This is a genomic window from Rhizorhabdus antheiae (genome assembly GCF_049889055.1).
Classification (GTDB): domain Bacteria; phylum Pseudomonadota; class Alphaproteobacteria; order Sphingomonadales; family Sphingomonadaceae; genus Rhizorhabdus.
In genome coordinates this window covers 13,822-34,899 of record NZ_JBLTWO010000002.1, presented here as the reverse complement: position 1 = coordinate 34,899, position 21,078 = coordinate 13,822, and the positions used below count along the sequence as shown (strand labels likewise).

The following is a 21,078-nucleotide window of genomic DNA, read 5'->3' as shown; positions in this document are numbered from 1 at the left end:
CGCCTCAAGACGCCGCGCATGTCAACCGGAATCGGGCGGCCCCGTCATGATCGACACCCTTTCACTGCTGCTCGCCCACTTCCTGCTCGGCATCGTCGGGTGGAAGCTGCTGGTGCACCCCTTTCTCAACGAAGAGCCCGTCCAGTCGGGTCGCCATTTCAAGCCGGTGCTTCCTAAAAAGCCGATGAAACGCCGTGCCGGCGTGGAGATGGGCCAGCAGAGGCCGGGATCAGACCGTGCGTGATCTGTTCCTGATTAGCTTTCTGGTCGCGCTGCTGCTCGCAGGACTGCGGCGTCCCTTTCTGTTCGTGCTCGCCTATATCTATGTCGACATCGTTTCGCCGCAGCGGCTTTCCTATTATCTGCTCAGTTCGATCCCCGTCTCGCTGATCGTCTTCATCGCAGCCTTTCTCGGCTGGGCGATCAACGACGACAAGACACAGGCCCGCCCTTCTCCCCGCCAGATCATCCTGATCCTGCTGCTCCTGCTCTGCGGCTTCACGACACTGACCGCGGCTTTTCCCGATGCGGCCAAAGAGAAATGGGACTGGGTGTGGAAGGCGCTGGTCTTCTCGATCTTCATGCCGATGACACTCTACACGCGCGCCCGGATCGAGGGGGTGCTGCTGTTCATGCTGCTGTGCCTGTCTTCGATCGCGGTGGTCGGCGGCGCCAAGACGCTGGCAGGCGGCGGCGGCTATGGCGTGCTCAACCTGATGGTCGCCAACAACAGTGGCATGTACGAGGGCAGCACCATCTCCGCCTTCGCGATCTGCTCGATCCCGCTGATCCTCTACATGGCGAAATATTCCTACATCGTGAAACCGATGCTGCTGACGCGGCTCTACTGGTATGCGCTGGCCTTCGCCTGCCTGCTGATCCCGATCGGCACGCAGACCCGCACCGGCCTGCTCTGCATCGCGCTCATGGCGCTGCTCGAACTGCGCGCGGCGAAGCGCCGGATGCTCTATCTCGCGGTGATGGCGGGCATCGTCATCGGCGGCATACCTTTCCTGCCGAAAAGCTATACGCAGCGAATGGACACGATCCAGGGCTACAAGGGCGATGCTTCCGCCTCGACGCGTCTGGCCGTGTGGAAATGGACGATCGACTATGCGGCAAGCCACCCGCTGGGCGGCGGCTTCAACTCCTATATCGGCAACAAGCTCGAAATCGACATGAGCTACAAGACTGCTGACGGAACGACGGTCAAGGTGATCGGCTATGATGCCGGCCGCGCCTTCCACAACGCCTATTTCGAGATGCTCGGCGAGCAGGGCTATCCAGGGCTCTTGATGTTCCTGGCGGTTCACCTGATCGGCGTTTTCCGGATGGAAGCGATCCGACGAACCTACAAGAAGGAAGAAGGCGAAAATGCCTGGGTGGCGCCGCTCGCCAGCGCGCTCCAGCACGGCCACCTGATCTTCATGCTGGGATGTTCTTTCGTCGGGATCGCCTTCCAGCCCTATATCTACTTCCTGATCGCGGTGGAGATATCGTTCGACCGCTATGTCCAGACGCATGTAAAGAAGAAGGTCTGGAACCCGTTCCGCCGGCGCCGCCGCGAGGTGGAGGCCGAAGCGCAGGCACAGGCCGAGCGGGAAGCCGCAGCCGCCGCCGCGGCACTCGCCGCCGAGCAGGCGGCTTCCGAAACGAAGCCGGAACGACGCCGGACGCAGGCGCGTTGGGGAAGTGCTCCCAGCAAATAGACATCAATCGGAAAGCCCAATGCCCGTACCGACCAAGACAGCTTCGAACGCCAGCGTCGCAGGCGGAGACCCCTCTCTCGCCAAGTCGCTGAGCGACGCCGAGATATTCTACGACCAGACAGTCGGCTGGATCGCGACCCATTATATGAGCATCGTCATCGCCTGCTCGATCGGGGCGGTGATCATCGCGGTGCTCTACGGCCTGCGGATGCTCGGCACGCGCCTGTGCAGGCGCGAACATGTCGGCCATTGGCCCAGGATCATCGGCCGGGCGATCGCGCGCACCAATTTGTTCTTCATCGTCACCCTCGCCGCGCGCCTGGTCAGCGGCTATGCGAACCCGCCCGCCGTCATATCGACGACGATCGGCTTCCTGTTCACCGTGGCAGCCGCGCTGCAGGCGGCGATCTGGGTCCGCGAACTGATCATCGGGATCGTCGAATATCGCGCGGGCGACGAGGAGTCGGGCTCCTCCATGCTCGGCTCCGCGATCGGCATCATCCGGTTGCTGGTTACCTCGGTCTGCTTCATCGTGGCGATCCTGTTGATCCTCGACAATATCGGGGTCAACATCACCGGCCTCGTCGCCAGCCTCGGCATCGGCGGCATCGCCATCGGCCTCGCCGCGCAGGGCATCTTCTCCGACCTGTTCGCCTCGCTCGCGATCATCTTCGACCGCCCCTTCCGGCGCGGCGACACGGTCCGCTGGGACCAGACCGTGGGCACGGTGGAGTCGATCGGCCTGAAGACGACGCGGGTGCGGGCCACGACCGGCGAAGAGGTGGTGATCTCGAACACCAATCTGCTCAACAAGGAGCTGCGCAACCTTGCCCACACGATGCGCCGCCGCGCGACGCTCATGCTCGGCGTGACCTATCAAACCAGCCCGGAAACCTGCCGCTGCCTTCCGGAAATGGTTGAGGCGATCGTCACGAGCCACGACAAGGCGGTGTTCCTCCACTGCTGCATGATCAGTTTCGGCGCATCGAGCCTCGACTATGAGCTGCTCTTCGACGTGATCGATGAGGATGTGGAGGTGTTCAACGCGGTCCGGCACTCGATCTGCGTCGAGATACTGGAGACATTCGCCCGCGAGGGCATCAACTTCGCCTATCCGACCCAGACAACCTTCACCGCAGCACCCGACGGCCGGATGATCATGCCCTATGCGGAGATCCCGGCCGACCTGCTCCGCAAGGGCTGAACGACCGCCAGATGAAATCAGGAGGCGGGAGGGTCGGCAACGGCCTGTGCCGCCGCCACCACGCGCAACAGGTTGCCGCTCCAGATCTTTTCGATCGCCGCGTCGTCATAGCCTGCCGCCCGCAGCGCGGTGGTGATGCGCGACAGCGAGCCGGCATCCCTCATGCCCGTCACCCCGCCCCCGCCATCGAGGTCGAGGCCGATGCCGACATGGTCTGGGCCAACGACTTTCAGCGCGTGCAGCAGATGCGCCATGAAGTCGTCGAAGCTCGCATGCTCGACCGGATAGCGCGCGACCAGCGCACGACGCTCGGCGAGCAGCGCGCGATACTCGGCCACCGACAGGCCGGGCTGGTCGATCCGGTCGGACAGGGCCCGCAGCGCCGCATCGCGCTCCTTGTTCCGCGGCAGAGCCTTCAGATAATGTTCGAAGCTGTTGATCTGGATGACCCCGCCCGCCGCCGCCAGCCGCCGCAGCCGCTCGTCGTCGACATTGCGCGGATGATCGTAGATCGCCTTGCACCCCGAATGCGACAGGATGATCGGCGCGCGCGATTGCGCCAGAAGCTGGTCGAGCACGGCATCCGACGCATGCGACGCATCGACGACCAGGCCGAGCCGGTTGGCCTCCGTCACCAGCTCGCGACCGAGCGGGCTCAAACCGTTCCAGCGCGGTCCGCCCGGATCGGTCGAACTGTCGGCGAACTGGTTGTTGGCGAAATGCACGAGTCCCAGCATCCGCAAGCCCATCGCATGAAAGCTGCGCACGAGGGTCGGGTCGTCCGCCAGCGGATAGGCATTTTCCATGCTGATGAAGACGACGCGCTTGCCGGTTTTGGCGATACGTTCGGCATCGCCGGCTGTCAGGGCCAGCTCCATCGTCTTGTGGTGCGAGGCGACCATTTCGCGGATCGACAGCAGTCGCCGGAAGGCGAAATCGCGCGCGGCGGCCTTGCCCGCAGCGTCGAGCGGCCCCTGCGGCGTATAGACCGCCCAGAAGCCGCCATCGAGACCGCCCTTGCGCATCCGCGGCAGGTCGACCTGGGTGAAATCGACGTCGACGTCGTGCGCGTCCTCGATCCGCCAGCCGGGAAGATCGAGCGAGGCCGGCGTGTCGAGATGGCTGTCGAGCGTGAGCATCGCCTGATGCCCGCGCCCTGCTGCGACCGCAGAAGAGGCCGCCAGCAGCAGGGACAGTGCCATCAACGCGTGGACGGTCCGGTCATTGCTGCTGTTGCGTCTGCGCATCCCTGTCCCCCTGTCGTCCTGGAAATTGATTCACCTTGGGAAGCTGTCCCCCGGCGAGTGACGGCGGCGGGACATGCGCAGTCGCGACCTCTTTTCGGTGCTCCGGCTCTGCTCGCTCACCTTCCGTCATCGGGCAAGCAGACCATGCGCAGGGCTCAATGTCCATGCGCGGTCCTGCGCATGGACCGGCTCAGCGGCAGAAGCTCCGGCCGCCACGCTTTGCCTGTTCGAGGTGGAGATGATCGCGGTGCAGCGCGTTATGGTCCGGCGACAGGACGGTGCCGAAACTGGCGCAGGCGCCGTCGCGGACCTCGCACTACGCCCGGCAGCCGCCAGATATCCGCAGCCTCCTACTGGAATCAGCGCCGCGCACCAACTCCGGCCACCGCGCTCCACAGCGCAACTGCGATGAGGAAGGCGAAAGCCATAGCCACAATGGCGAGGGGAAGCGACTCGGTCGCCCGCGCCGTCGCATGTCCCAACCACAGAAGCAGCAGCGCGAATATGGCCCGCCCTGTGGCGGACAGAGCCTGCCGGATTGCCGGCGCCTCAACCGGCACCGCCCGCCCGGCACAGGCCGCTCTTGTGCTTCCGACGACAGGATTCTGGATGGTGGTACGGCGCATGTCGATGACCCCTGGCATGGCACTCCCTGGTGCCTGGCAGCCCTTTAGCGGATCCCTTTTAGCGGATTAGAGTACCGATCGGTACATCACATCCGTAAATGCATCGTTGCCGAAATTGACCGTAGTGGCAGTGATGCCATGCACGAGGGGCGGGCAAAAAATCGCCGGGGAGACGGCCGACCTCGACGCTCAGACCGGGCCGATCCCCTCGACCGCGACCAGACTGGCACCGAACATCACCCCGTCGATCCGCACATGCTCGTCGAGCAGATGCTGCGGAATGCGGTCCATCTCCAGCCAATATTCCCCGCCATCCTCGCACCGCAGAGCAAAGCAATTGCTCTTGGCGATCAGGCGTCCCGTGCGTGCGAATCGACCCGGCGTCTTGTTCGGCATGTCGGCTCCCCCATCAGTTCAGGAGGCACCCTCTCCGAGTGACGAGACTATGCCGTTGCCGGCATGAGGCAAGCCCCATGAGCGCACAGACGCAACGAGCGCGCCCGCTGTGGCCTGGATGCAACGCTGTGGGAGCGGTTACGAGAGGGATGCTCTGCCTCGCACCTTTTTATCGAGTCAACTGCGCCGCAACCCTGCGAAACCGCTCCAGCGCCGCTTCGAGATTCTCGACGATCTCAGCCGCCACCTCATCCGGCGGCGGCAGACTGTCCGGGTCGATGTGGCCGTCATCCTTGAGCCAGAAGATGTCGAGGTTCAGCTTGTCCCGTCCCGCCAGTTCCTCATAGCTGAAGCGCCTGAAGCGTTCGCTTTCCTGCCGCGTGTGACGGAGGTGGTTCGGGCGATAAGCGTCGACGAAATCGTCGAGGTCGGCGCGCTTCAGCGGGCGTTCGCGCAGGGTGAAGCGCTGGTTGGTGCGGAAGTCATAGACCCACATCTCTTCCGTCGCGATGCGCTCGCCCGCCGCGACCTTCTCGAAGAACAGGACATTGGCCTTCACCCCCTGCTTGTAGAAGATGCCGGTCGGCAGGCGCAGCAGGGTGTGAAAGTTGAAGTCCTTGAGCAGCCGGCGACGGATCGCCTCCCCTGCCCCGCCCTCGAACAGCACATTGTCGGGCAGAACCACGGCGGCGGTGCCACCGGGCTTCAGGATCGTCATGATGTGCTGAAGGAAATTCAGCTGCTTGTTCGAGGTGGTGACGGTGAAGTCTTCGCGGACATAATCCTGCCGCTCGGTCTCCATGTCCCCCTTGGCATTGACCGTGCGATAGGAGGTGCGCTTGCCGAAGGGTGGGTTGGCCAGCACGATATCGAAGCGTTCGCCATCATCATTCGCCAGCGCATCGACCGGCACCACGGGCGATTTGCTGCCGCCGATGCCGTGGAGATAGAGGTTCATGGCACATAGCCGCACCACCTCCGGCACGATATCATGGCCGCGAAACATCTCCTCGCGCAGCGCCGCCGACACGCGCCTGTCGGCAGCGGCGGGCTTTCGCTTCATATGGTCATAGGCGGCTAGCAGGAATCCGCCGGTGCCGCAGGCTGGATCGCAGACGCTTTCGGTGGGTGACGGGTCGACCACCTGCACCATCGCCTGAATCAGCGGTCGCGGCGTGAAATACTGACCCGCGCCGCTCTTCACCTCACCCGCATTGCGTTCGAGCAGTCCTTCGTAGATCGCGCCTTTCACGTCGACGTTGACGCCCATCCACGTCTCACCGTCGATCAGCGTGACGAGGCGTTGCAGCCGGGCCGGATCGTTGATCTTGCTCTCGGCCTTGAGGAACAGGGTGCCGACGAAATCGGTGCGCTTCGCAAGCTCGCTCAGCGCCTTCTTGTAATGCTGGTCCAGCGCCTCTCCGGTCTTCCCCCGGATCGTCGACCATTGATACTCCGCCGGTATCAGCGAGGGCTCACCGAGATAGGCGGTCCGCTCCTCATCCATCTTGAGGAACAGCAGGAAGCTGATCTGGCCGACATAATCGCCATAGCCGATGCCTTCGTCCCGCAGGACATGGGCATAGTTCCAGACTTTCGAGACGAGACTTTGTTCGTTCATGATTCAGTTCGGCAGCCAGCCGTGCGAGCGAAGCTGGTCATAGGCGATCCCGATCTGCCGTGGCGTAAAGCTGGACTTGCGTTCGTTCCAGGTCGCGAAGACCCGTCCGACGTCGGACTGATCCTTCGCGCCTTCCTGCCACACCGCCCAATGCGTGGTCGCGAGCAGCTCAAGCCCGAGAGGAGTCTCGAAGCCCCTGACAAGCTCCTCGATCCTTGAGAAAGAGGCCGCCGTCTGTTCGTCGGATGCGATGACGGGTTGAGCCGCTTCCAGTGCGCCTGGCACGATCTCCAGCCGCTTGTCCGGCTGATCGCCGCCATAGCCATAGCCGGCAATATAATAGCCTTCCATCTCAGACAGGACATGGCGCAGATTTTCGGCATAGGGGCCATAATGCGCCTTCCTGAACCGCAGGCGCATGGCAAGGCCCGATGCCTGCAGAAAATAGACCAGCTTGTGCAGTTCCAGCAGGGTGATGTCCGGCTCCATCAGGCCGCGCACATAGCGGTCCATCAGCCCGATCAGCGCGGCGCGCATCGGCGTCAGCTTCGGGGCGTCCTTGTCCCTGTGCCGCTTCATCATGTCCGCGTCGGGGCGCGGCTCGAACAAGGTGATCAACACGTCGTCGAGGCCGGACAGGGCATCGATGATCCGCGCCTTGACCGCAGGCCATGGCAAGCCGCCCAGCCCGCTGCCCAGCGGCGGCAAGGCAATCGACCTGATCTGATGGTCGAGGATCACCCTCCGGAGATCGGCCAGCCCCGCTTCGATATCCTCCATGCGGCTATTGCCCCGCCAATGGCGCTTGGTCGGGAAATTGATGATGAAGCGCGGGTTGGTCAGATGGCCGGTGGCGTGGACATGCATCCTGCCGGGCACGACCTCCTTCGCCGCGCAGGCGGCCGCATAGTCAGCGAAATTGGCAGGATAGGCGTCCTTGAACTGCAGCGCGATGCCCCGGCCCATCACGCCCACGCAATTCACCGTGTTGACCAGAGCCTCGACGTCGGCGGCAAGAAGATTGCCCTGCGTCGTGCTGATCATCGGCGTCTCCCCTCGGGCCATCAATAATACCATGAGCGCAGGATTTCCACCCGCGGACGGTGGGCGGCTGCCTGCATAGCCTCTGCGACCTGCGCCGCAACCACCTTGTCGATCACGCCGATCCGTTCGACCAGTTCCCAGGGAAAACCGCCTTCGAGCAGAAACTCGGCCTGCTTGGCATCCTTGGTTGCGGGCGTGCTGAAATCGGTTCCCAGCACCGCCGGCCAGTTCACGTCGCCAAGCTGCGCCAGGCTGGTGCGGAACTCGGCATAGCTGGCCGAAGCATTACCCAGCGTGAACGCCCAGCGCCTGTCCTGTCCGTTCGCCCACTCGACGACGGCGCGCATGTCCGCCTCCAGATGCACGATAGGCCTCTGCCCGCCCCGATAGGCGAGGTTCGGATGATTGGCCCTGTGGATCACATAGAGCATCAGCGAGCGGGGACAGAGATAGAAGGGCACGCAGGCGCCGACGCTCAGCCCGTCATGTCCGTCGACCGGGCGCGTAAGCCTGTGCGCCTTGAGGTCGGGCATGCCGATGACCGTGCCATGGCCGTCGCGACCATGCATCTGCGTGTCCGGCAGCAGCCCGCCGCTGGCGAGGATGGATGGCAGCCGGTCCACATGCAGGATATGATAGATCTTCGGACGGCCCGGCGGAGTCATGTCACTAGCTCCCCCCGAAAGGCGGCGGCGAGGATCGATTGGCGGAGCGCCGAAGTGTCAGAAAGCGTTGAGATCGCTTCCGCAAACCGCGTCATGTGCGCGCGGTACAGCCGCACGACTTCGCGCTGTTCAACCAGTGGCGGCAAGGGGAAGCCAATCTCCGCGAAGCGTCCTGCCCCAAGGTGAGCGATGTTCGTCGTGATCTTGGCGATGCGCTGAAACCGCTTCGTGTGCATCGCATATAGGAACGTTAGCAGGGCATACTCTTCATCGACATGCGGGCCAGCACGGAACCGCACCAGTGTATTCTGGAAGCAACACCCTTCCACTTCGCCGCGGAACATTGCCGGTCGGCCAACAAGTTCTAGGCTCTGCCCTTCGTTCAGAAGAATGTCGCCGGGTTTCAACTCAAACGTCTCAAACTCAGAGGGCGTGAAGTTCATCTGCTTCACATCCCGAAGGTCGATCCTCTCTTCATAGACGTTCGCCACTCGGAGATAGGGGCGCATGTGCGGCCCATCATGATCCTTCGGGGTGCGCTGCCTCCCCAGTTGGATTGCCCCAGCCTGCTCGTTCCTGCACCAAATCCAGCTATCGGGCAGTATCGGAAGATCGTCCTCTGCCACCAGGTCGCCAGCTTGGCTCTTCTTGATGACATGGCCACGAGCGCGGCGGTCGCCGAGAATGCTTGCGAGGAGTTGCTCGCCGGTTTCCTGCGAAGGATTGGCCGCGCGCCAGTCGGCGGTAAGCTCGCCCGTCACCGCTGCCTTGAGCAGGGCCTTGCGATAGGTCTCCACCCCGGCCCGCGCCTCGGCCAGCGCCGCTTCGCCTTCGTCGATCTCGGCGAACAGGGCGTCGATGCAGGCGACAACCTGTTGCTGTGTGCCTTCGTCCGGGACGGGCACCGGGAATGCGCCGACAACGTCGAAATCGATGCGCGGACGGTCGCCGGTTACGATATGCGATGCATAATGAACGTACCGCTGGCTGTGCAGGTTGAGTGCGACATAGCGGGCATCCATTCCTGCCTTCGGTCGGAGGACGAGTAACTCTCCCGAGCAAGCGCCTGCCCGATCAGCAACCCATACTTTGTTCAGGTATGGCCGAAGCCGACCGTAAAGCACGTCACCCGGCACGAAGGCCGAGCCTGCGCTGCGCATATCTGCGAAGCTGCCGATACTTTCGATACGCATTTCGTGCGGCGGGATGTGCTCTAGCCCGACAAACGGGAGGCGGCTATCTTCGTCGGGCTGGTACTTGGCGCTGGACTTCTCGACCAGATTTCCCAGCCGCTCCCAGCGCCAGCCATCCGGCAGGGCCCAAGGTCCTTCGACCGGCCCGGCATCCACCGCCGCTGCTTTCCGCCCCCGTGCCACAGCCTCAAACCCCGTTCCATCCTGAAGCGCAGGGCAGCATCACGCCACCAGCGCGTCCGGCAATTCCTCTATGATCTTGTCCAGCCGATCGCCGAACGCCCGGCGTGCAGCGATCACGCCGCCGCGCTCGACGAAGACCGGCTGCTCCTGAAGGTCGCGCAGGCTCAGGTCAATATTGGCGGCGAGGTGATCGCGGATCGCCTCCAGCCAGCCAAGCTGCTCAGGCCCGTACTCGCGGCCCGCCGTCTTCTCGCGCCCCAGCCACAGGTTGAAGCGCCCGGCCATGTCCGCCGACAGCGGGGCGAGCGTGTCGCGCTGGCCCAGCGCATAGCGCACCAGCGCGACGATGTCGGTCAGCACGCGCGCCGGGTCTGCCGTGACCTTGCCTGCGGACAGCCGCTTGTAGGCCGCCCAGATCGACACGGGTTCCAGCAGCCAGGGTGGCCTGGCAAGGGCGTGGCGCAGTTGCTCGATGCTGTCATAGGTCAGCCGCGCCAGGCGGGCCGGCTTGCCATAGAGGATGGTCAGCGCGGTCAGTTCGTCCTGATGCTGGTCGAGGAAATCGGAAAATTTCGCCACCGTCTCCCGCGCCGCCTTCTCATCGAAGCCGGTTGCAATCACCGCATCACGGGAGAATTCGTCGATATAGAGTTCGGACTGTTTCTTCAGGTCCACAAGCAGGCGGCGCAGCTTCGGACGATCGGCCAGGACGCGCAGGGCCTCTTCGCGCATATGCTGGCCGGTCCGCTCCATCGCCTCATCGGTGACGGGAGGCGGGGTTTCGGCCTCGACCTTGTCATTGTCGATGCTGTCGAGCAGGCGCGAGGCGATGTCGTGCAGGGTGAGACCACCCGAGGCCACCCCGATCTCGGCATGATCTTCGGGTGCGAGCTTCTTCGCCAGCGCGGCGATGCGACCCGCAAGGGTGGAGACGAGATCCGGGTCGGATCGTCCGCTGGCGACATGCTCAAGCAGCTTCTCGAAACCGATATCGCGCTTGCGCTCCAGCGGCTTGGCGACCTGCTTGACGCTTTCGGTAACGCCGACCGCGTCGATCAGGATGAAGCGGTCCTTGGTCTGCGCGTCCGGCGTGACCATCTTCAGGTCGGCGTCATTGATCGTGCGGACGCCGCGCCCCTTCATCTGTTCGAAATAGAGCGAGGAGCGCACGTCGCGCAGGAAGATCAGCGCTTCGACCGCCTTGATGTCGGTCCCGGTGGCGATCATGTCCACGGTGACGGCGATGCGCGGGTGATAGCTGTTGCGGAACTCGGCGATCAGCTTTTCCGGATCGTCAGCCGCATAGGTGATCTTCCTGGCGAAGGCGTTGTCCTTGCCGAATATCTCGCGCGCAATGTGGACGATCTCTTCGGCATGGTGATCGTCCTTGGCGAAGATCAGCGTCTTGGGCACCTCGGTTCGACCGGGGAAGAGTTCCGTCGGCAGGGTGTCGCGGTAGGTCTGGAGGATCAGGCGGATCTGGTTGGGCGCTATCACCGAACGATCAAGCTCGGTGGGCGCGTAGATTACGTCCTCGGACAGTTCCTCGTACCGCTGGCGGCGGGTGTGCCGGTCGCGGCGGGCTACGGTATATCCCGCGTCGATCCTGCCGCCCCGCTCGCCGATCTCGGTGCGGATGCGGAACACCTCGAACGGCACATTCACCCCGTCGACCACCGAGCGTTCATAGGGATATTTGGCGACGAGATTCTTCTGGAAATAGCCCAGCGTGTGGATCGACGGCGTGGCCGTGAGCCCGATGGTGAAGGCGTCGAAATACTCAAGCACCTGCCGCCAATTGCCATAGATCGAGCGGTGGCATTCGTCGACGATGACGAAATCGAAGGTCTCCGGCGGCAGGGCAGCGTTGTACACGACCTGCTTTGCCGGCGCGTTCTCGCCCTCATAGCCGCTCGCCTCCTCGTCCTCTTCCGACAGTTCCTCTTCCGCAAGCTGGGCATAGACCCGCTGGATCGTCGAGATCACCACCGAAGCATTGGGATCGAGGCCGGCCGGACCGAGGCGCTGGACATTGTAGAGTTCGGTGAACAGCCGGCCCGTCCCCGTCGGGCGATAAGCCTGAAACTCCTTGAGCGTCTGGCGCCCGAGGTTGTTGCGGTCCACGAGGAACAGGATGCGCTTCGCCCCGCCATGGGCCAGCAGGCGATAGGCTTGCGTGGCGGCGGTGAAGGTCTTGCCGGCACCCATCGTCATCTGCACCAGCGCGCGCGGCCTGCCCTCCGCCAGCGAGGCTTCGAGGGCAGTGATCGCTTCGACCTGACAAGCGCGCAGCCCTTCCGTCACCAGCGGGGGCATGGTGGTCAGTCGCAATCGCAGGGACGATCCGGACTCCAGCCACTCATGCAGGGTTTCGGGACGGTGGAAGCCGAACAGATATCGGGAACGCTGCGCGACATCGACGCGGTCGCTGAACAGGATTTCCGACGCGCTCGCCTCATAATCGAATCGAAGCGGGTCGCTCCACGCCGCAAGGTGGGACGGAAGGCGCTGCTGATAGCGGACGGCCTGATCCGCGACGCCGGACAGGGTGGTCCCCTCGGGCTTCGCCTCGATCACCCCGCATGCCTTGCGATCGACGAACAACAGATAGTCGCAGGGACCGGTCGCCAGCGGATATTCGCGCACCGCCACCCCAAGCCCCGCACCGAGGCTCATATCTTCCCGATCCTGAACGACCCAGCCCGCCGCGCTCAATTGCGCGTCGATCAGCTCGCGGGCTTTTCGTTCCGGGGACGCCATAGCGTCTGTATGGCAGACAGCTGCGCAATCGCAAAGACTTGGCTACCCCCAGCGCAACCCTGAAGAGGAGCCCGCCAACTATCTCGCGATTTCAGGAGAGTGGATGCCCCGTGAGGATTCGAACCTCAATTGACGGAGTCAGAGTCCGTAGTCTTACCTTTAGACGACGGGGCATCAAGGACAGAGCGGCGCACATAAGGAGGCTGTCGGCTGCTGTCAACTGATGTCGGGCGCGGTCTTGCCGTGGGCGTCATCTCCCATTACCGTCTGCGCCAAGTGCCATACATCAGAATGTTGCATGGTGATGAAAGAGATCGAACACTATGGCGTCTGGCCCCAATCCAGACGTGTCGCGACCGCATGGACATGGCGGGCGCAGGACACGTACTCCGTCGCTGAACGGGCCTCCCCGCAACAGCTATGCCGCGCTCGACCTGGGCACCAACAATTGCCGCCTGCTGATCGCGCGACCGGCCGACGACGGTTTCGTCGTCGTCGATGCCTTTTCGCGGATCGTGCGCTTGGGTGAAGGACTGGCCGCAACGGGCATGTTGTCCGAGGCGGCGATGGACCGCGCGGTCAGCGCATTGTCGGTCTGCGCGGACAAGCTGCGGCGGCGGCGCGTATCGCTGGTCCGCTCGGTCGCCACCGAAGCCTGCCGCCGCGCGGGCAATGGTCGCGAGTTCGTCCAGCGCGTCTATCGCGAGACGGGAATTGCGCTGGAGATCATCTCCCCCGAACAAGAAGCGCGGCTGGCCGTTCTCGGTTGCCATGCACTGCTCGAACCCGGCGAGGGCACCGCACTGGTCTTCGACATAGGCGGCGGCTCGACCGAACTGATCCTGATCGATGCCGATCATGAGCCCCCCCGCATCCTCGACTGGTTCTCGGCCCCCTGGGGCGTCGTTTCGCTGTCGGAAACGGTGCCCCACGCCGGCGACGACCGGGATTCGCTGCTCGACAGCTATGCAAGGATGCGCGCCCGCGTGAATGAGAGTTTCGCCGCCTTCGCCCCGAAGCTTGAAAGCGCTGGAAAGCCCGGTCGCCTGCTCGGCACCAGCGGGACGGTGACGACACTCGCCAGCGTCCATCTCGACCTGCCGAGCTACGACCGGCGGCTGATCGACGGACTGGTCGTGCCGGTGCCCGCGATGCGCGACATCAGCGCGCGGCTGGCGGGCATGACGGTCGAGCAGCGCGCCGAACTGCCCTGCATCGGGCATGAGCGCGCCGATCTCGTCGTTGCCGGTTGCGCGATTCTCGACGCCATATTGGACATCTGGCCGGCCGAGCGGCTGGGAGTCGCCGATCGCGGCATTCGCGAAGGCATATTGCGCTCGCTGATGGCGCGCGACCGCGCGAGGCTCGCCTCGTGAGCCGGGGCGGAAGCGGCGGCAAGCAGCGTGTCAAGACGGCCAAGGGCCGGACGGCGGCCTCGACGCGCTGGCTCGAACGGCAGCTCAATGATCCCTATGTCCGCAAGGCCAAGGCCGAGGGCTATCGCTCGCGCGCGGCCTATAAGCTGACCGAGCTCGACGAGCGCTTTCATTTCCTGCGCGGCGCCAAGCGGGTGATCGACCTCGGCATCGCGCCGGGCGGCTGGACGCAGGTCGTGCGCAAGATCTGCCCGCAGGCCGCCGTGGTGGGGATCGATCTGCTGCCGACCGATCCGATCGACGGTGCGATCATCCTGCAGATGGACTTCATGGCCGAGGAAGCCCCTGCCCTGCTCGCCGAGGCGCTGGGCGGGCCGGCCGACATCGTCCTGTCGGACATGGCGGCGAATACGGTAGGGCACCAGCAGACCGACCATCTGCGCACGATGGCGCTGGTCGAGGCCGGCTGCCAGTTCGCGAGCGAAGTGCTGCGGCCGGGCGGAACCTATGTCGCCAAGGTGCTGGCGGGCGGCGCCGACCACAGCCTGGTGGCCGAGCTCAAGCGGCTGTTCACCACGGTCAAACATGCCAAGCCCCCGGCAAGCCGCAAGGACTCGTCCGAATGGTATGTGATCGCACAGGGATTCAAGGGCGTCGTCGGATCGAACGCCATCCCGGACGAGACGCCGGAAGGCTGATTCCAGAAGGATGATAGGGGTCAGCGTATCCGGATGATCTGACCGGGCCTTGCGCCACCCTGATGGGCGGGGCAGCTCGCCCGCCGGAACTGCTTGTCGAGGCAGAGCCAGACTTCCTCGAACCAGCCGGCCTTGTCGACGTTCAGGCGCATCTGATCGGCCTTCATGCCGGGATTGGCCTTGGCGAAGGCCTGCTGGAAGGCGGCGGCGGTCATCGACTTGCCGCGCAGTTCGTCCATCTCGGGGAAGCGCAGTTCGGAATAGAGCGCGGCGCTCTTGGCGAAATAGGCCTCGGGCGTCTTGCTCATGCAGGTACCGTGCTTCTCCCATTCATGCTGGATCAGCTGCGGCGACGGCGTGGTGCAGACATGGTCGCGGATGACCTTCTCGGGCACCAGCCGGGTCGGACGGCAATATTGCGGCCACTGGGCGCCTTCGCCGTCGGGCCAGAGCCCGTGCAAGGTGAAACCGAAGCTCCGCTCGCCGCCGCACTGGAAATGGTCGCGCGGGCTGGTCGTGCGGTCGGCGCAATATTCGGGGGACCAGCTGATTGCCAGCGTGTAGCTGCCGATCGGCAGAAGGCGGCGGGGTTGCTCGCTGGTCGGCCCTTCGAGCATCGGGCGGGGCAGTTCGGCCGGCACCTCGCAGCTGGGCGCCTTGCGGCTGCACGCAGGCGCGGCGACCAGCGTTGCGAGCAGAAGCACCAGCGTCGCGCGCATTTCAGACCGCCCGGAAGTCGAGGCCGATGTCGGCGGCCGGTGCCGACTGGGTAAGACGGCCAACCGAGACGTAGGTAACGCCCGTCTGGGCGATCGCCTTGATCGTATCCAGCCGCACCCCGCCCGAGGCTTCGGTCGGCACGCGCCCGCCGACCAGGGTAACCGCGCCCCGGAGCGTCGGCGGGTCCATATTGTCGAGCAGCAAATGGGTGGCGCCCGCGCCCAGCGCCGGCTCGATCTGGTCGATCCGATCGACCTCGACGATCACCTGCGCGATCCCGGCGGCAACCGCGCGGCGGACCGCTTCGCCGATGCTGCCGGCGACCGCGACATGGTTGTCCTTGATCATGGCGGCATCGTCGAGCCGCATCCGATGGTTGGTCCCGCCACCCATCCGCACCGCATATTTCTCCAGCACGCGCAGGCCGGGGATGGTCTTGCGCGTATCGAGCAGGGTTGCGCCGGTTCCGGCGATGGCGTCGACATAGCTGCGCGTCAGCGTCGCCACGCCGGACAGATGCTGGACGGTGTTGAGTGCGGAACGTTCGGCGGTCAGCAGCGCACGCGCTTTGCCGCGCAGCCGCATGAGGACGCCGCCACGCGCGACGCGGTCGCCATCGGCGGCCAGCGTCTCGATCTCCACATCGGGGTCGAGCGCACGGAAGAAGGCCTCCGCCAGCGGCAGCCCCGCCACGCTGATCGCGTCACGGCTGGCCATCTCGCCCTCGAACAGCGCATCGGCCGGAATCGTCGCGGCCGAGGTGATATCCCCGCCGCTGCCCATATCCTCGGCCAGGGTCGCGCGAACGAAGGCATCGAGATCGAAGTTCGGAAGGGTGAAGGTCATCCGCTATCCCTGCGCTGCTAGCCGTCACTTCCGCGAAGGCGGGAATCCATATTCGGTGAAGGGCGAACCTCTTGCGATTCGCAGGCCATGGATTCCCCCCGTTCGCGGGGACGACGATCGGTCCTTAAAGCTTCGGCCGCCCGACGTCGGGGCCCGACAGGCCACCGGTCATCTCCAGCATCCGGTCGAGCGACCGCTTCGCCTTGACGCGGGTGTCTTCCTCCACATGTATCTGCGGGCTCAGGTCGCGCAGCGCGAGATAGAGCTTCTCCATCGTGTTCAGCGCCATGTACGGGCACATGTTGCAGTTGCAGTTCCCGTCCGCGCCCGGCGCGCCGATAAAGCGCTTGTGCGGCGCGGCCTTTTCCATCTGGTGAATGATGTGCGGCTCGGTCGCCACGATGAAAGTCTCGGCGTCCGAACAAAGCACATAGTCGAGGATGCCGCGGGTCGACCCGACATAATCGGCGTGGTCGAGGATGTGCACCGGACATTCGGGGTGTGCGGCGACAGGCGCCTCTGGATGCTGCTCCTTGAGCTTGAGCAGCTCGGTTTCCGAGAAGGCCTCGTGGACGATGCAGCTGCCTTCCCAGAGCAGCATGTCGCGGCCGGTCTTGCGCGCGAAATAGCCGCCCAGATGGCGATCGGGCGCGAAGATGATCTTCTGGTCGGCGGGCAGTTGCGACAGGATCGTCTCGGCCGAGGAAGAGGTGACGATGATGTCGCTATGCGCCTTCACCGCCGCCGAGCAGTTGATGTAGGTCAGCGCCAGATGATCGGGATGCGCGGCGCGGAAGCGGGCAAACTCCTCGGGCGGACAGCTGTCCTCCAGGCTGCAGCCGGCGTCCATGTCGGGCAGGATCACGGTCTTTTCGGGCGACAGGATCTTCGCGACCTCGGCCATGAAGCGCACGCCGCAAAAGGCGATCACGTCGGCATCGGTCGCCGCCGCCTTGCGCGAGAGATCGAGGCTGTCGCCGACGAAATCGGCCAGGTCCTGAATCTCGGGGCTCTGATAATAATGGGCGAGGATGACGGCGTTACGCTCCTTGCGGAGCCGCTCTATCTCGGCGCGCAGGTCGAGGCCCGTCAGATTCTCGGTAACGGCGTTCATCGATTCACTCTCCAGGGCGGCTCAGGCCGCGAGGCTCCATAGCGCGTCGTCGTGGCTGACGATACCGCGCCGCTCAAGATCGATCAGATGTGCGAGCACCGACAACCCTGCCGCCCGATGCAGCTTGGGATCGATGCCGGCATACATTTGCAGGACCATGTCGGGGATCGCGCCGACGTCGCGGCCCAGCAGGCGCAATATCTGCCCCTCGCGCTGCTTGCGATGCCCGATCAGCCCGCGCACGAAGCGCTGCGGCCGCTCGATCGGATCGCCGTGCGCTGCAAAGTAAATCTCGTCCTGATCGCGGTGCATCAGCCGCTCGAGACTGTCGAGATACTGCGCCATGTCACCATCGGGCGGCACGACGACGCTGGTCGACCAGCCCATGACATGGTCGCCGGTGAACAGCGAGCGCGCTTCCGGCAAGGCAAGGCAGATATGATTCGAGGTGTGCCCGGGCGTGGCGACCGCCTGAAGCGTCCAACCTTCGCCCTGCAGGACAGCACCATCCGCGAGGATGTCGTCGGGCGTATAATTCCGGTCGAACGACGCATCGGCGCGCGGGCCGCTATCGTCGAGCACCAGCGGCGCGCAACCGATGATCGGCGCGCCGGTGCGCGCCTTCAGCAGCGCTGCTGCCGGGCTGTGATCACGATGGGTGTGGGTGCAGACGATCGCGGACAGGCGCGCATCGCCGACCGCTGCGACGATCGCATCGACATGCGCCTCGATATCGGGACCCGGATCGATCACCGCAACGTCGCTCGTGCCGACGAGATAGGTCTGGGTACCGGTATAGGTGAAGGGCGTCGGGTTGCCGGCCAGCAACCGGCGCACCAGCGGGTGCTGCATCTGGGCTGTGCCGACGACCTGCTCTTCCATGCTGGCCATGTGGCACCGCCCGCCCCCGATGTGAAGGCCCGCCGCCCATTAAAGACGGCGGGCCCGGACTTCAGGCCGCTTCGATCACTTCGATCAGCGCCTTGTTGAAGGCGGGGATGTCGTCGGGCTTGCGGCTGGTGACGAGGTTGCCATCGATCACCACCTGCTCGTCGACGACATTCGCGCCGGCGTTGAGCAGGTCGGTGCGGATCGACGGCCAGCTTGTCAGCTTGCGGCCGGCGATGACGTCCGCCTCGGCCAGCAGCCAGGGGCCATGGCAGATGGCAGCCACAGGCTTGGCCGCGTCGAAGACGGCGCGGACGATGTTCAGCGCATCCTCCTCCATCCGCATCGTATCGGGATTGGCGACGCCGCCGGGGATCAGCAGCGCGTCATAATCGGCGGGGTCGACATCGTGGATCGAGGCGTCGGGGCGGATCGTGTCGCCCTTCACGTCATGCTTCATGCCCTGGATCGGTTCGCTCTTGTTCGAGGCCAACACGACCTGCGCGCCCGCATCGAGCAGGGCCTGGCGCGGATCGAACAGTTCGGACTGCTCGAAACCATCGGTGGCAATGATCAGCACTTTGGCTCTGGTAATATCGGTCATGTCTCGTGTCCTCGGCGTTGGGAAGCCGGGGAACGAGACAGGACCCGCTCCGTTCCGGTCGTTGCGCCAGGATGCCCGGCACGCCGGGCGATATGCTATTTCCCGGAGGCTTCGCGCGCAGCGACGGCGTCGCCCGGATAGTCGCTGAACAATCCGTCGACGCCATAGTCGAGGAAGCGCCGATATTCGGCCGCCGGATCGCCCCGCGCGGCATCCCCCACCCCGCGCCGGTCGCCGGCGGGCAGGAAGGCGTTTTCGCTGCGGAAGGTCCAGGGATGGACCTGCAGGCCTGCGGCGTGCGCATCGGCAATCAGGCTGGTCGGCGCGAGCGCCCTGCCCTCCGCGTCGCGCGGTTCGATCATCAGCTTGTAGGGGCCGATCGCATCGGCATAGGTCGCGATCGTCCGTAACCCGTCCGGCGTCACCATGCGGGCCGGGGTCAGCCCCGTGTGCGCCATTTGCTGGTCGAACGGCGCCTCTTCGGGATCGATCAGCTGAACCAGCCGGATCGCCGTCTGCGCGCGCAGCGCCTTCAGGTTCGACACTTCGAACGACTGGATGAAGACCGGATCCTCGCGCCGGGTGAAGCCTGCTCTGGCGAGCGCCGCGAGCAGCGGCTTTTCGAGCGGCTTGCCGATCGAGGCGAAATAGCTCGGATGCTTGGTCTCGGGATAGACCCCCACCGGGCGCGGCGCGCCCTTCGCGATCGCCAGCACCTCGTCGAAGGTCTGGATGCGCTCGTCGGCATAGCGGAGATTGCCCGGGCGCATCGCCGGCAGCCGCTCGCGGGCGCGCAAGGTCTTGAGTTCGGCGAGGGTGAAATCCTCGGTGAACCAGCCGGTGATCGCCCGGCCATCGATCGTCTTGGTCGTCTTGCGATCGGCGAACTCGGGATGGTCGGCGATGTCGGTCGTACCCGAAATCTCATTTTCGTGGCGGACGACGAGGACATCGTCCTTCGTCATCACCAGATCGGGCTCTATAAAGTCGGCGCCCTGTTCGATCGCCAGCTTGTAAGCCGCCGCCGTATGTTCCGGGCGCAGGCCGGATGCACCGCGATGCGCGATGATCACCGTTCGCGCGTCGAGAGTGGACGCCATCAGCGCCGCCACGATCAGAGGAAAGAGGCGGCGCATCGGGTCATGTCAGGCGTGCGGCACGCCCTTCTCTTCGAGCAGATCGGCCAGTTCGCCGGCCTCGTACATTTCCATCATGATGTCCGAACCGCCGATGAACTCACCCTTCACATAAAGCTGCGGGATGGTCGGCCAGTCGGAGAACTCCTTGATGCCCTGGCGGATGCCGGGATCCTGGAGCACGTCGATCGTCGCATATTCGACCCCGAGATGCTCGAGGATCGCGATGGCGCGGCTGGAAAAGCCGCACTGCGGGAACAGCGGAGTGCCCTTCATGAACAGAAGAACGTCGGCCGAACTGACCGCCGTCGCGATACGGGCCTGAACGTCGTCACTCATTGCGAAACTCCCTAGAACATTTGCGCGACAATCGGATGACCAACTGCCGCGAAGCTCTTCAAAAAATCAATCGGGTATGCCGGTGCTCAGCTGCAGCGCGTGAAGCACGCCGCCCATCCGCCCGCCCAGCGCATCATAGACCAGACGCTGCTGACTGATCCGGGAGAGGCCGCGAAAGCTCTCGCTCACGACCCGCGCCGAATAATGATCGCCGTCGCCGGCAAGATCCGTGATCTCGACCTGGGCGTCGGGCAGCGCGGCCTTGATCATCGCCTCGATGTCGGACGCGGCCATCGGCATGACTTACTTGCCTTCCATCAGCTGGCGGCGCGCCTCGACGGCCTTTGCCTCCAACGCCGTGCGGATCGCGGCTTCGTCGATCTCGACACCGGCCGAGGTGAGGTCGCCGAGAATCTTGCGAATCACATCCTCGTCACCGGCTTCCTCGAAATCGGCCTGGACGACCGACTTGGCATAGCTGTCGGTCTCTTCGGCCGTCAGCTTCATCATGTCGGCGGCCCATTGCCCCACGAGGCGGTTGCGCCGCGCGGTGATGCGGAAGGCCATCTCCTGATCATGGGCGAACTTGTTTTCGAAGGCCTGTTCGCGATCGTCGAAAGTGGTCATCTGAATCCCTGTTCGCCTGTGGTCTCCCGCTCAGATAGGCATCCGGCCCGCCCCGCGCAACTGCGCAGCGACCGGCCCGCAG

At 64.5% G+C, this 21,078-nt stretch carries 22 protein-coding genes, 1 tRNA gene and 1 pseudogene; 5 read left to right on the top strand and 19 right to left on the bottom strand.

The genetic code is table 11. The features are described from left to right. Positions 1 to 46 precede the first annotated feature (46 nt). The 3 genes from ACNI3R_RS04505 to ACNI3R_RS04495 are packed head-to-tail and all read left to right on the top strand — an operon-like array spanning position 47 to position 2,913. Positions 47 to 244, top strand: coding sequence for a hypothetical protein (locus tag ACNI3R_RS04505; RefSeq protein WP_426180326.1), 198 nt, complete (start codon positions 47 to 49; stop codon positions 242 to 244). After that, positions 237 to 1,709 (top strand): putative O-glycosylation ligase, exosortase A system-associated, encoded by a 1,473-nt coding sequence (locus tag ACNI3R_RS04500; RefSeq protein ID WP_426180324.1) that lies wholly within the window; start codon positions 237 to 239, stop codon positions 1,707 to 1,709. The genes ACNI3R_RS04505 and ACNI3R_RS04500 overlap by 8 nt, the downstream gene beginning before the upstream one ends. Before the next feature lie 19 nt (positions 1,710 to 1,728). Beyond that, entirely contained in the window at positions 1,729 to 2,913 is a 1,185-nt protein-coding gene (locus tag ACNI3R_RS04495) for a mechanosensitive ion channel family protein (protein WP_426180322.1), read from the top strand. Between the two features lie 17 nt (positions 2,914 to 2,930). Here ACNI3R_RS04495 and ACNI3R_RS04490 read toward each other — a convergent pair whose 3' ends face one another. The 10 genes and pseudogenes from ACNI3R_RS04490 to ACNI3R_RS04445 form a co-directional block, all read right to left on the bottom strand. Next, on the bottom strand, positions 2,931 to 4,115 hold the full coding sequence (locus ACNI3R_RS04490; protein ID WP_426181435.1) for a dipeptidase: 1,185 nt from the start codon (positions 4,113 to 4,115) through the stop codon (positions 2,931 to 2,933). 235 nt (positions 4,116 to 4,350) lie between these two features. Next, positions 4,351 to 4,461, bottom strand: a pseudogene (locus ACNI3R_RS04485) (extensin family protein); the annotation flags it as partial. A 58-nt stretch (positions 4,462 to 4,519) separates the two neighbouring features. After that, positions 4,520 to 4,786 (bottom strand): hypothetical protein, encoded by a 267-nt coding sequence (locus ACNI3R_RS04480; RefSeq protein ID WP_426180320.1) that lies wholly within the window; start codon positions 4,784 to 4,786, stop codon positions 4,520 to 4,522. A gap of 189 nt (positions 4,787 to 4,975) precedes the next feature. Then, complete coding sequence (locus ACNI3R_RS04475; RefSeq protein WP_296625864.1) at positions 4,976 to 5,182, bottom strand: DUF5818 domain-containing protein; 207 nt, start codon at positions 5,180 to 5,182, stop codon at positions 4,976 to 4,978. Positions 5,183 to 5,351: 169 nt separating this feature from the next. After that, the gene (locus ACNI3R_RS04470; RefSeq protein ID WP_426180319.1) at positions 5,352 to 6,803 is read right to left on the bottom strand and encodes a class I SAM-dependent DNA methyltransferase; all 1,452 of its coding nucleotides are present in this window, start codon (positions 6,801 to 6,803) and stop codon (positions 5,352 to 5,354) included. A gap of 3 nt (positions 6,804 to 6,806) precedes the next feature. Next, complete coding sequence (darG, locus tag ACNI3R_RS04465) at positions 6,807 to 7,847, bottom strand: type II toxin-antitoxin system antitoxin DNA ADP-ribosyl glycohydrolase DarG (protein WP_426180318.1); 1,041 nt, start codon at positions 7,845 to 7,847, stop codon at positions 6,807 to 6,809. 20 nt (positions 7,848 to 7,867) lie between these two features. Continuing rightward, complete coding sequence (gene darT / locus ACNI3R_RS04460) at positions 7,868 to 8,512, bottom strand: type II toxin-antitoxin system toxin DNA ADP-ribosyl transferase DarT (RefSeq protein ID WP_426180317.1); 645 nt, start codon at positions 8,510 to 8,512, stop codon at positions 7,868 to 7,870. Further along, positions 8,509 to 9,861 (bottom strand): restriction endonuclease subunit S, encoded by a 1,353-nt coding sequence (locus ACNI3R_RS04455; protein WP_426180315.1) that lies wholly within the window; start codon positions 9,859 to 9,861, stop codon positions 8,509 to 8,511. The genes darT and ACNI3R_RS04455 overlap by 4 nt, the downstream gene beginning before the upstream one ends. 66 nt (positions 9,862 to 9,927) lie before the next feature. Continuing rightward, positions 9,928 to 12,648 carry a type I restriction endonuclease subunit R gene (locus ACNI3R_RS04450; RefSeq protein ID WP_426180313.1) on the bottom strand — a complete coding sequence of 907 codons (2,721 nt, stop codon included), beginning with the start codon at positions 12,646 to 12,648 and terminating at the stop codon, positions 9,928 to 9,930. Positions 12,649 to 12,748: 100 nt separating this feature from the next. Next, a tRNA-Gln gene (locus ACNI3R_RS04445) sits at positions 12,749 to 12,822 on the bottom strand. A 149-nt stretch (positions 12,823 to 12,971) separates the two neighbouring features. On the opposite strand from ACNI3R_RS04445, the gene ACNI3R_RS04440 reads away from it, so the two are divergent. Both ACNI3R_RS04440 and ACNI3R_RS04435 read left to right on the top strand, forming a co-directional pair. After that, positions 12,972 to 14,024 (top strand): Ppx/GppA phosphatase family protein, encoded by a 1,053-nt coding sequence (locus tag ACNI3R_RS04440; RefSeq protein WP_426180311.1) that lies wholly within the window; start codon positions 12,972 to 12,974, stop codon positions 14,022 to 14,024. Further along, positions 14,021 to 14,722 carry an RlmE family RNA methyltransferase gene (locus ACNI3R_RS04435; RefSeq protein WP_426180309.1) on the top strand — a complete coding sequence of 234 codons (702 nt, stop codon included), beginning with the start codon at positions 14,021 to 14,023 and terminating at the stop codon, positions 14,720 to 14,722. The genes ACNI3R_RS04440 and ACNI3R_RS04435 overlap by 4 nt, the downstream gene beginning before the upstream one ends. 20 nt (positions 14,723 to 14,742) lie before the next feature. Here ACNI3R_RS04435 and ACNI3R_RS04430 read toward each other — a convergent pair whose 3' ends face one another. From ACNI3R_RS04430 to ACNI3R_RS04390, 9 genes are all read right to left on the bottom strand, one after another. Beyond that, the gene (locus ACNI3R_RS04430; protein ID WP_426180307.1) at positions 14,743 to 15,441 is read right to left on the bottom strand and encodes a ribonuclease T2 family protein; all 699 of its coding nucleotides are present in this window, start codon (positions 15,439 to 15,441) and stop codon (positions 14,743 to 14,745) included. Between the two features lies 1 nt (position 15,442). After that, positions 15,443 to 16,288 carry a carboxylating nicotinate-nucleotide diphosphorylase gene (gene nadC, locus ACNI3R_RS04425; RefSeq protein WP_426180305.1) on the bottom strand — a complete coding sequence of 282 codons (846 nt, stop codon included), beginning with the start codon at positions 16,286 to 16,288 and terminating at the stop codon, positions 15,443 to 15,445. A gap of 124 nt (positions 16,289 to 16,412) precedes the next feature. Then, on the bottom strand, positions 16,413 to 17,402 hold the full coding sequence (gene nadA, locus ACNI3R_RS04420) for a quinolinate synthase NadA (protein ID WP_426180304.1): 990 nt from the start codon (positions 17,400 to 17,402) through the stop codon (positions 16,413 to 16,415). Between the two features lie 21 nt (positions 17,403 to 17,423). After that, on the bottom strand, positions 17,424 to 18,293 hold the full coding sequence (locus ACNI3R_RS04415) for an MBL fold metallo-hydrolase (RefSeq protein WP_426180303.1): 870 nt from the start codon (positions 18,291 to 18,293) through the stop codon (positions 17,424 to 17,426). 61 nt (positions 18,294 to 18,354) lie between these two features. Further along, positions 18,355 to 18,894, bottom strand: coding sequence for a type 1 glutamine amidotransferase domain-containing protein (locus ACNI3R_RS04410; RefSeq protein WP_426180302.1), 540 nt, complete (start codon positions 18,892 to 18,894; stop codon positions 18,355 to 18,357). 95 nt (positions 18,895 to 18,989) lie between these two features. Next, the gene (locus ACNI3R_RS04405) at positions 18,990 to 20,030 is read right to left on the bottom strand and encodes a glycerophosphodiester phosphodiesterase (protein WP_426180300.1); all 1,041 of its coding nucleotides are present in this window, start codon (positions 20,028 to 20,030) and stop codon (positions 18,990 to 18,992) included. A gap of 9 nt (positions 20,031 to 20,039) precedes the next feature. Then, the gene (gene grxD, locus ACNI3R_RS04400; protein ID WP_426180298.1) at positions 20,040 to 20,369 is read right to left on the bottom strand and encodes a Grx4 family monothiol glutaredoxin; all 330 of its coding nucleotides are present in this window, start codon (positions 20,367 to 20,369) and stop codon (positions 20,040 to 20,042) included. Positions 20,370 to 20,435: 66 nt separating this feature from the next. After that, complete coding sequence (locus tag ACNI3R_RS04395; protein WP_426180296.1) at positions 20,436 to 20,669, bottom strand: BolA family protein; 234 nt, start codon at positions 20,667 to 20,669, stop codon at positions 20,436 to 20,438. A 3-nt stretch (positions 20,670 to 20,672) separates the two neighbouring features. Further along, positions 20,673 to 20,996, bottom strand: coding sequence for a DUF1476 domain-containing protein (locus tag ACNI3R_RS04390; protein ID WP_426180294.1), 324 nt, complete (start codon positions 20,994 to 20,996; stop codon positions 20,673 to 20,675). Positions 20,997 to 21,078: the final 82 nt, after the last annotated feature.

Coding starts and splice junctions, on each gene's coding strand:
- darG (WP_426180318.1), bottom strand. CDS start 7,847: ATGATCAGCACGACGCAGGGCAATCTTCTTGCCGCCGACGTCGAGGCT.
- ACNI3R_RS04450 (WP_426180313.1), bottom strand. CDS start 12,648: ATGGCGTCCCCGGAACGAAAAGCCCGCGAGCTGATCGACGCGCAATTG.
- ACNI3R_RS04440 (WP_426180311.1), top strand. CDS start 12,972: ATGGCGTCTGGCCCCAATCCAGACGTGTCGCGACCGCATGGACATGGC.
- ACNI3R_RS04405 (WP_426180300.1), bottom strand. CDS start 20,030: ATGCGCCGCCTCTTTCCTCTGATCGTGGCGGCGCTGATGGCGTCCACT.
- nadC (WP_426180305.1), bottom strand. CDS start 16,288: ATGACCTTCACCCTTCCGAACTTCGATCTCGATGCCTTCGTTCGCGCG.
- ACNI3R_RS04505 (WP_426180326.1), top strand. CDS start 47: ATGATCGACACCCTTTCACTGCTGCTCGCCCACTTCCTGCTCGGCATC.
- nadA (WP_426180304.1), bottom strand. CDS start 17,402: ATGAACGCCGTTACCGAGAATCTGACGGGCCTCGACCTGCGCGCCGAG.
- ACNI3R_RS04480 (WP_426180320.1), bottom strand. CDS start 4,786: ATGCGCCGTACCACCATCCAGAATCCTGTCGTCGGAAGCACAAGAGCG.
- ACNI3R_RS04475 (WP_296625864.1), bottom strand. CDS start 5,182: ATGCCGAACAAGACGCCGGGTCGATTCGCACGCACGGGACGCCTGATC.
- ACNI3R_RS04410 (WP_426180302.1), bottom strand. CDS start 18,894: ATGACCGATATTACCAGAGCCAAAGTGCTGATCATTGCCACCGATGGT.
- ACNI3R_RS04490 (WP_426181435.1), bottom strand. CDS start 4,115: ATGGCACTGTCCCTGCTGCTGGCGGCCTCTTCTGCGGTCGCAGCAGGG.
- ACNI3R_RS04495 (WP_426180322.1), top strand. CDS start 1,729: ATGCCCGTACCGACCAAGACAGCTTCGAACGCCAGCGTCGCAGGCGGA.
- grxD (WP_426180298.1), bottom strand. CDS start 20,369: ATGAGTGACGACGTTCAGGCCCGTATCGCGACGGCGGTCAGTTCGGCC.
- ACNI3R_RS04430 (WP_426180307.1), bottom strand. CDS start 15,441: ATGCGCGCGACGCTGGTGCTTCTGCTCGCAACGCTGGTCGCCGCGCCT.
- ACNI3R_RS04395 (WP_426180296.1), bottom strand. CDS start 20,669: ATGCCGATGGCCGCGTCCGACATCGAGGCGATGATCAAGGCCGCGCTG.
- ACNI3R_RS04415 (WP_426180303.1), bottom strand. CDS start 18,293: ATGGCCAGCATGGAAGAGCAGGTCGTCGGCACAGCCCAGATGCAGCAC.
- darT (WP_426180317.1), bottom strand. CDS start 8,512: ATGACTCCGCCGGGCCGTCCGAAGATCTATCATATCCTGCATGTGGAC.
- ACNI3R_RS04470 (WP_426180319.1), bottom strand. CDS start 6,803: ATGAACGAACAAAGTCTCGTCTCGAAAGTCTGGAACTATGCCCATGTC.
- ACNI3R_RS04390 (WP_426180294.1), bottom strand. CDS start 20,996: ATGACCACTTTCGACGATCGCGAACAGGCCTTCGAAAACAAGTTCGCC.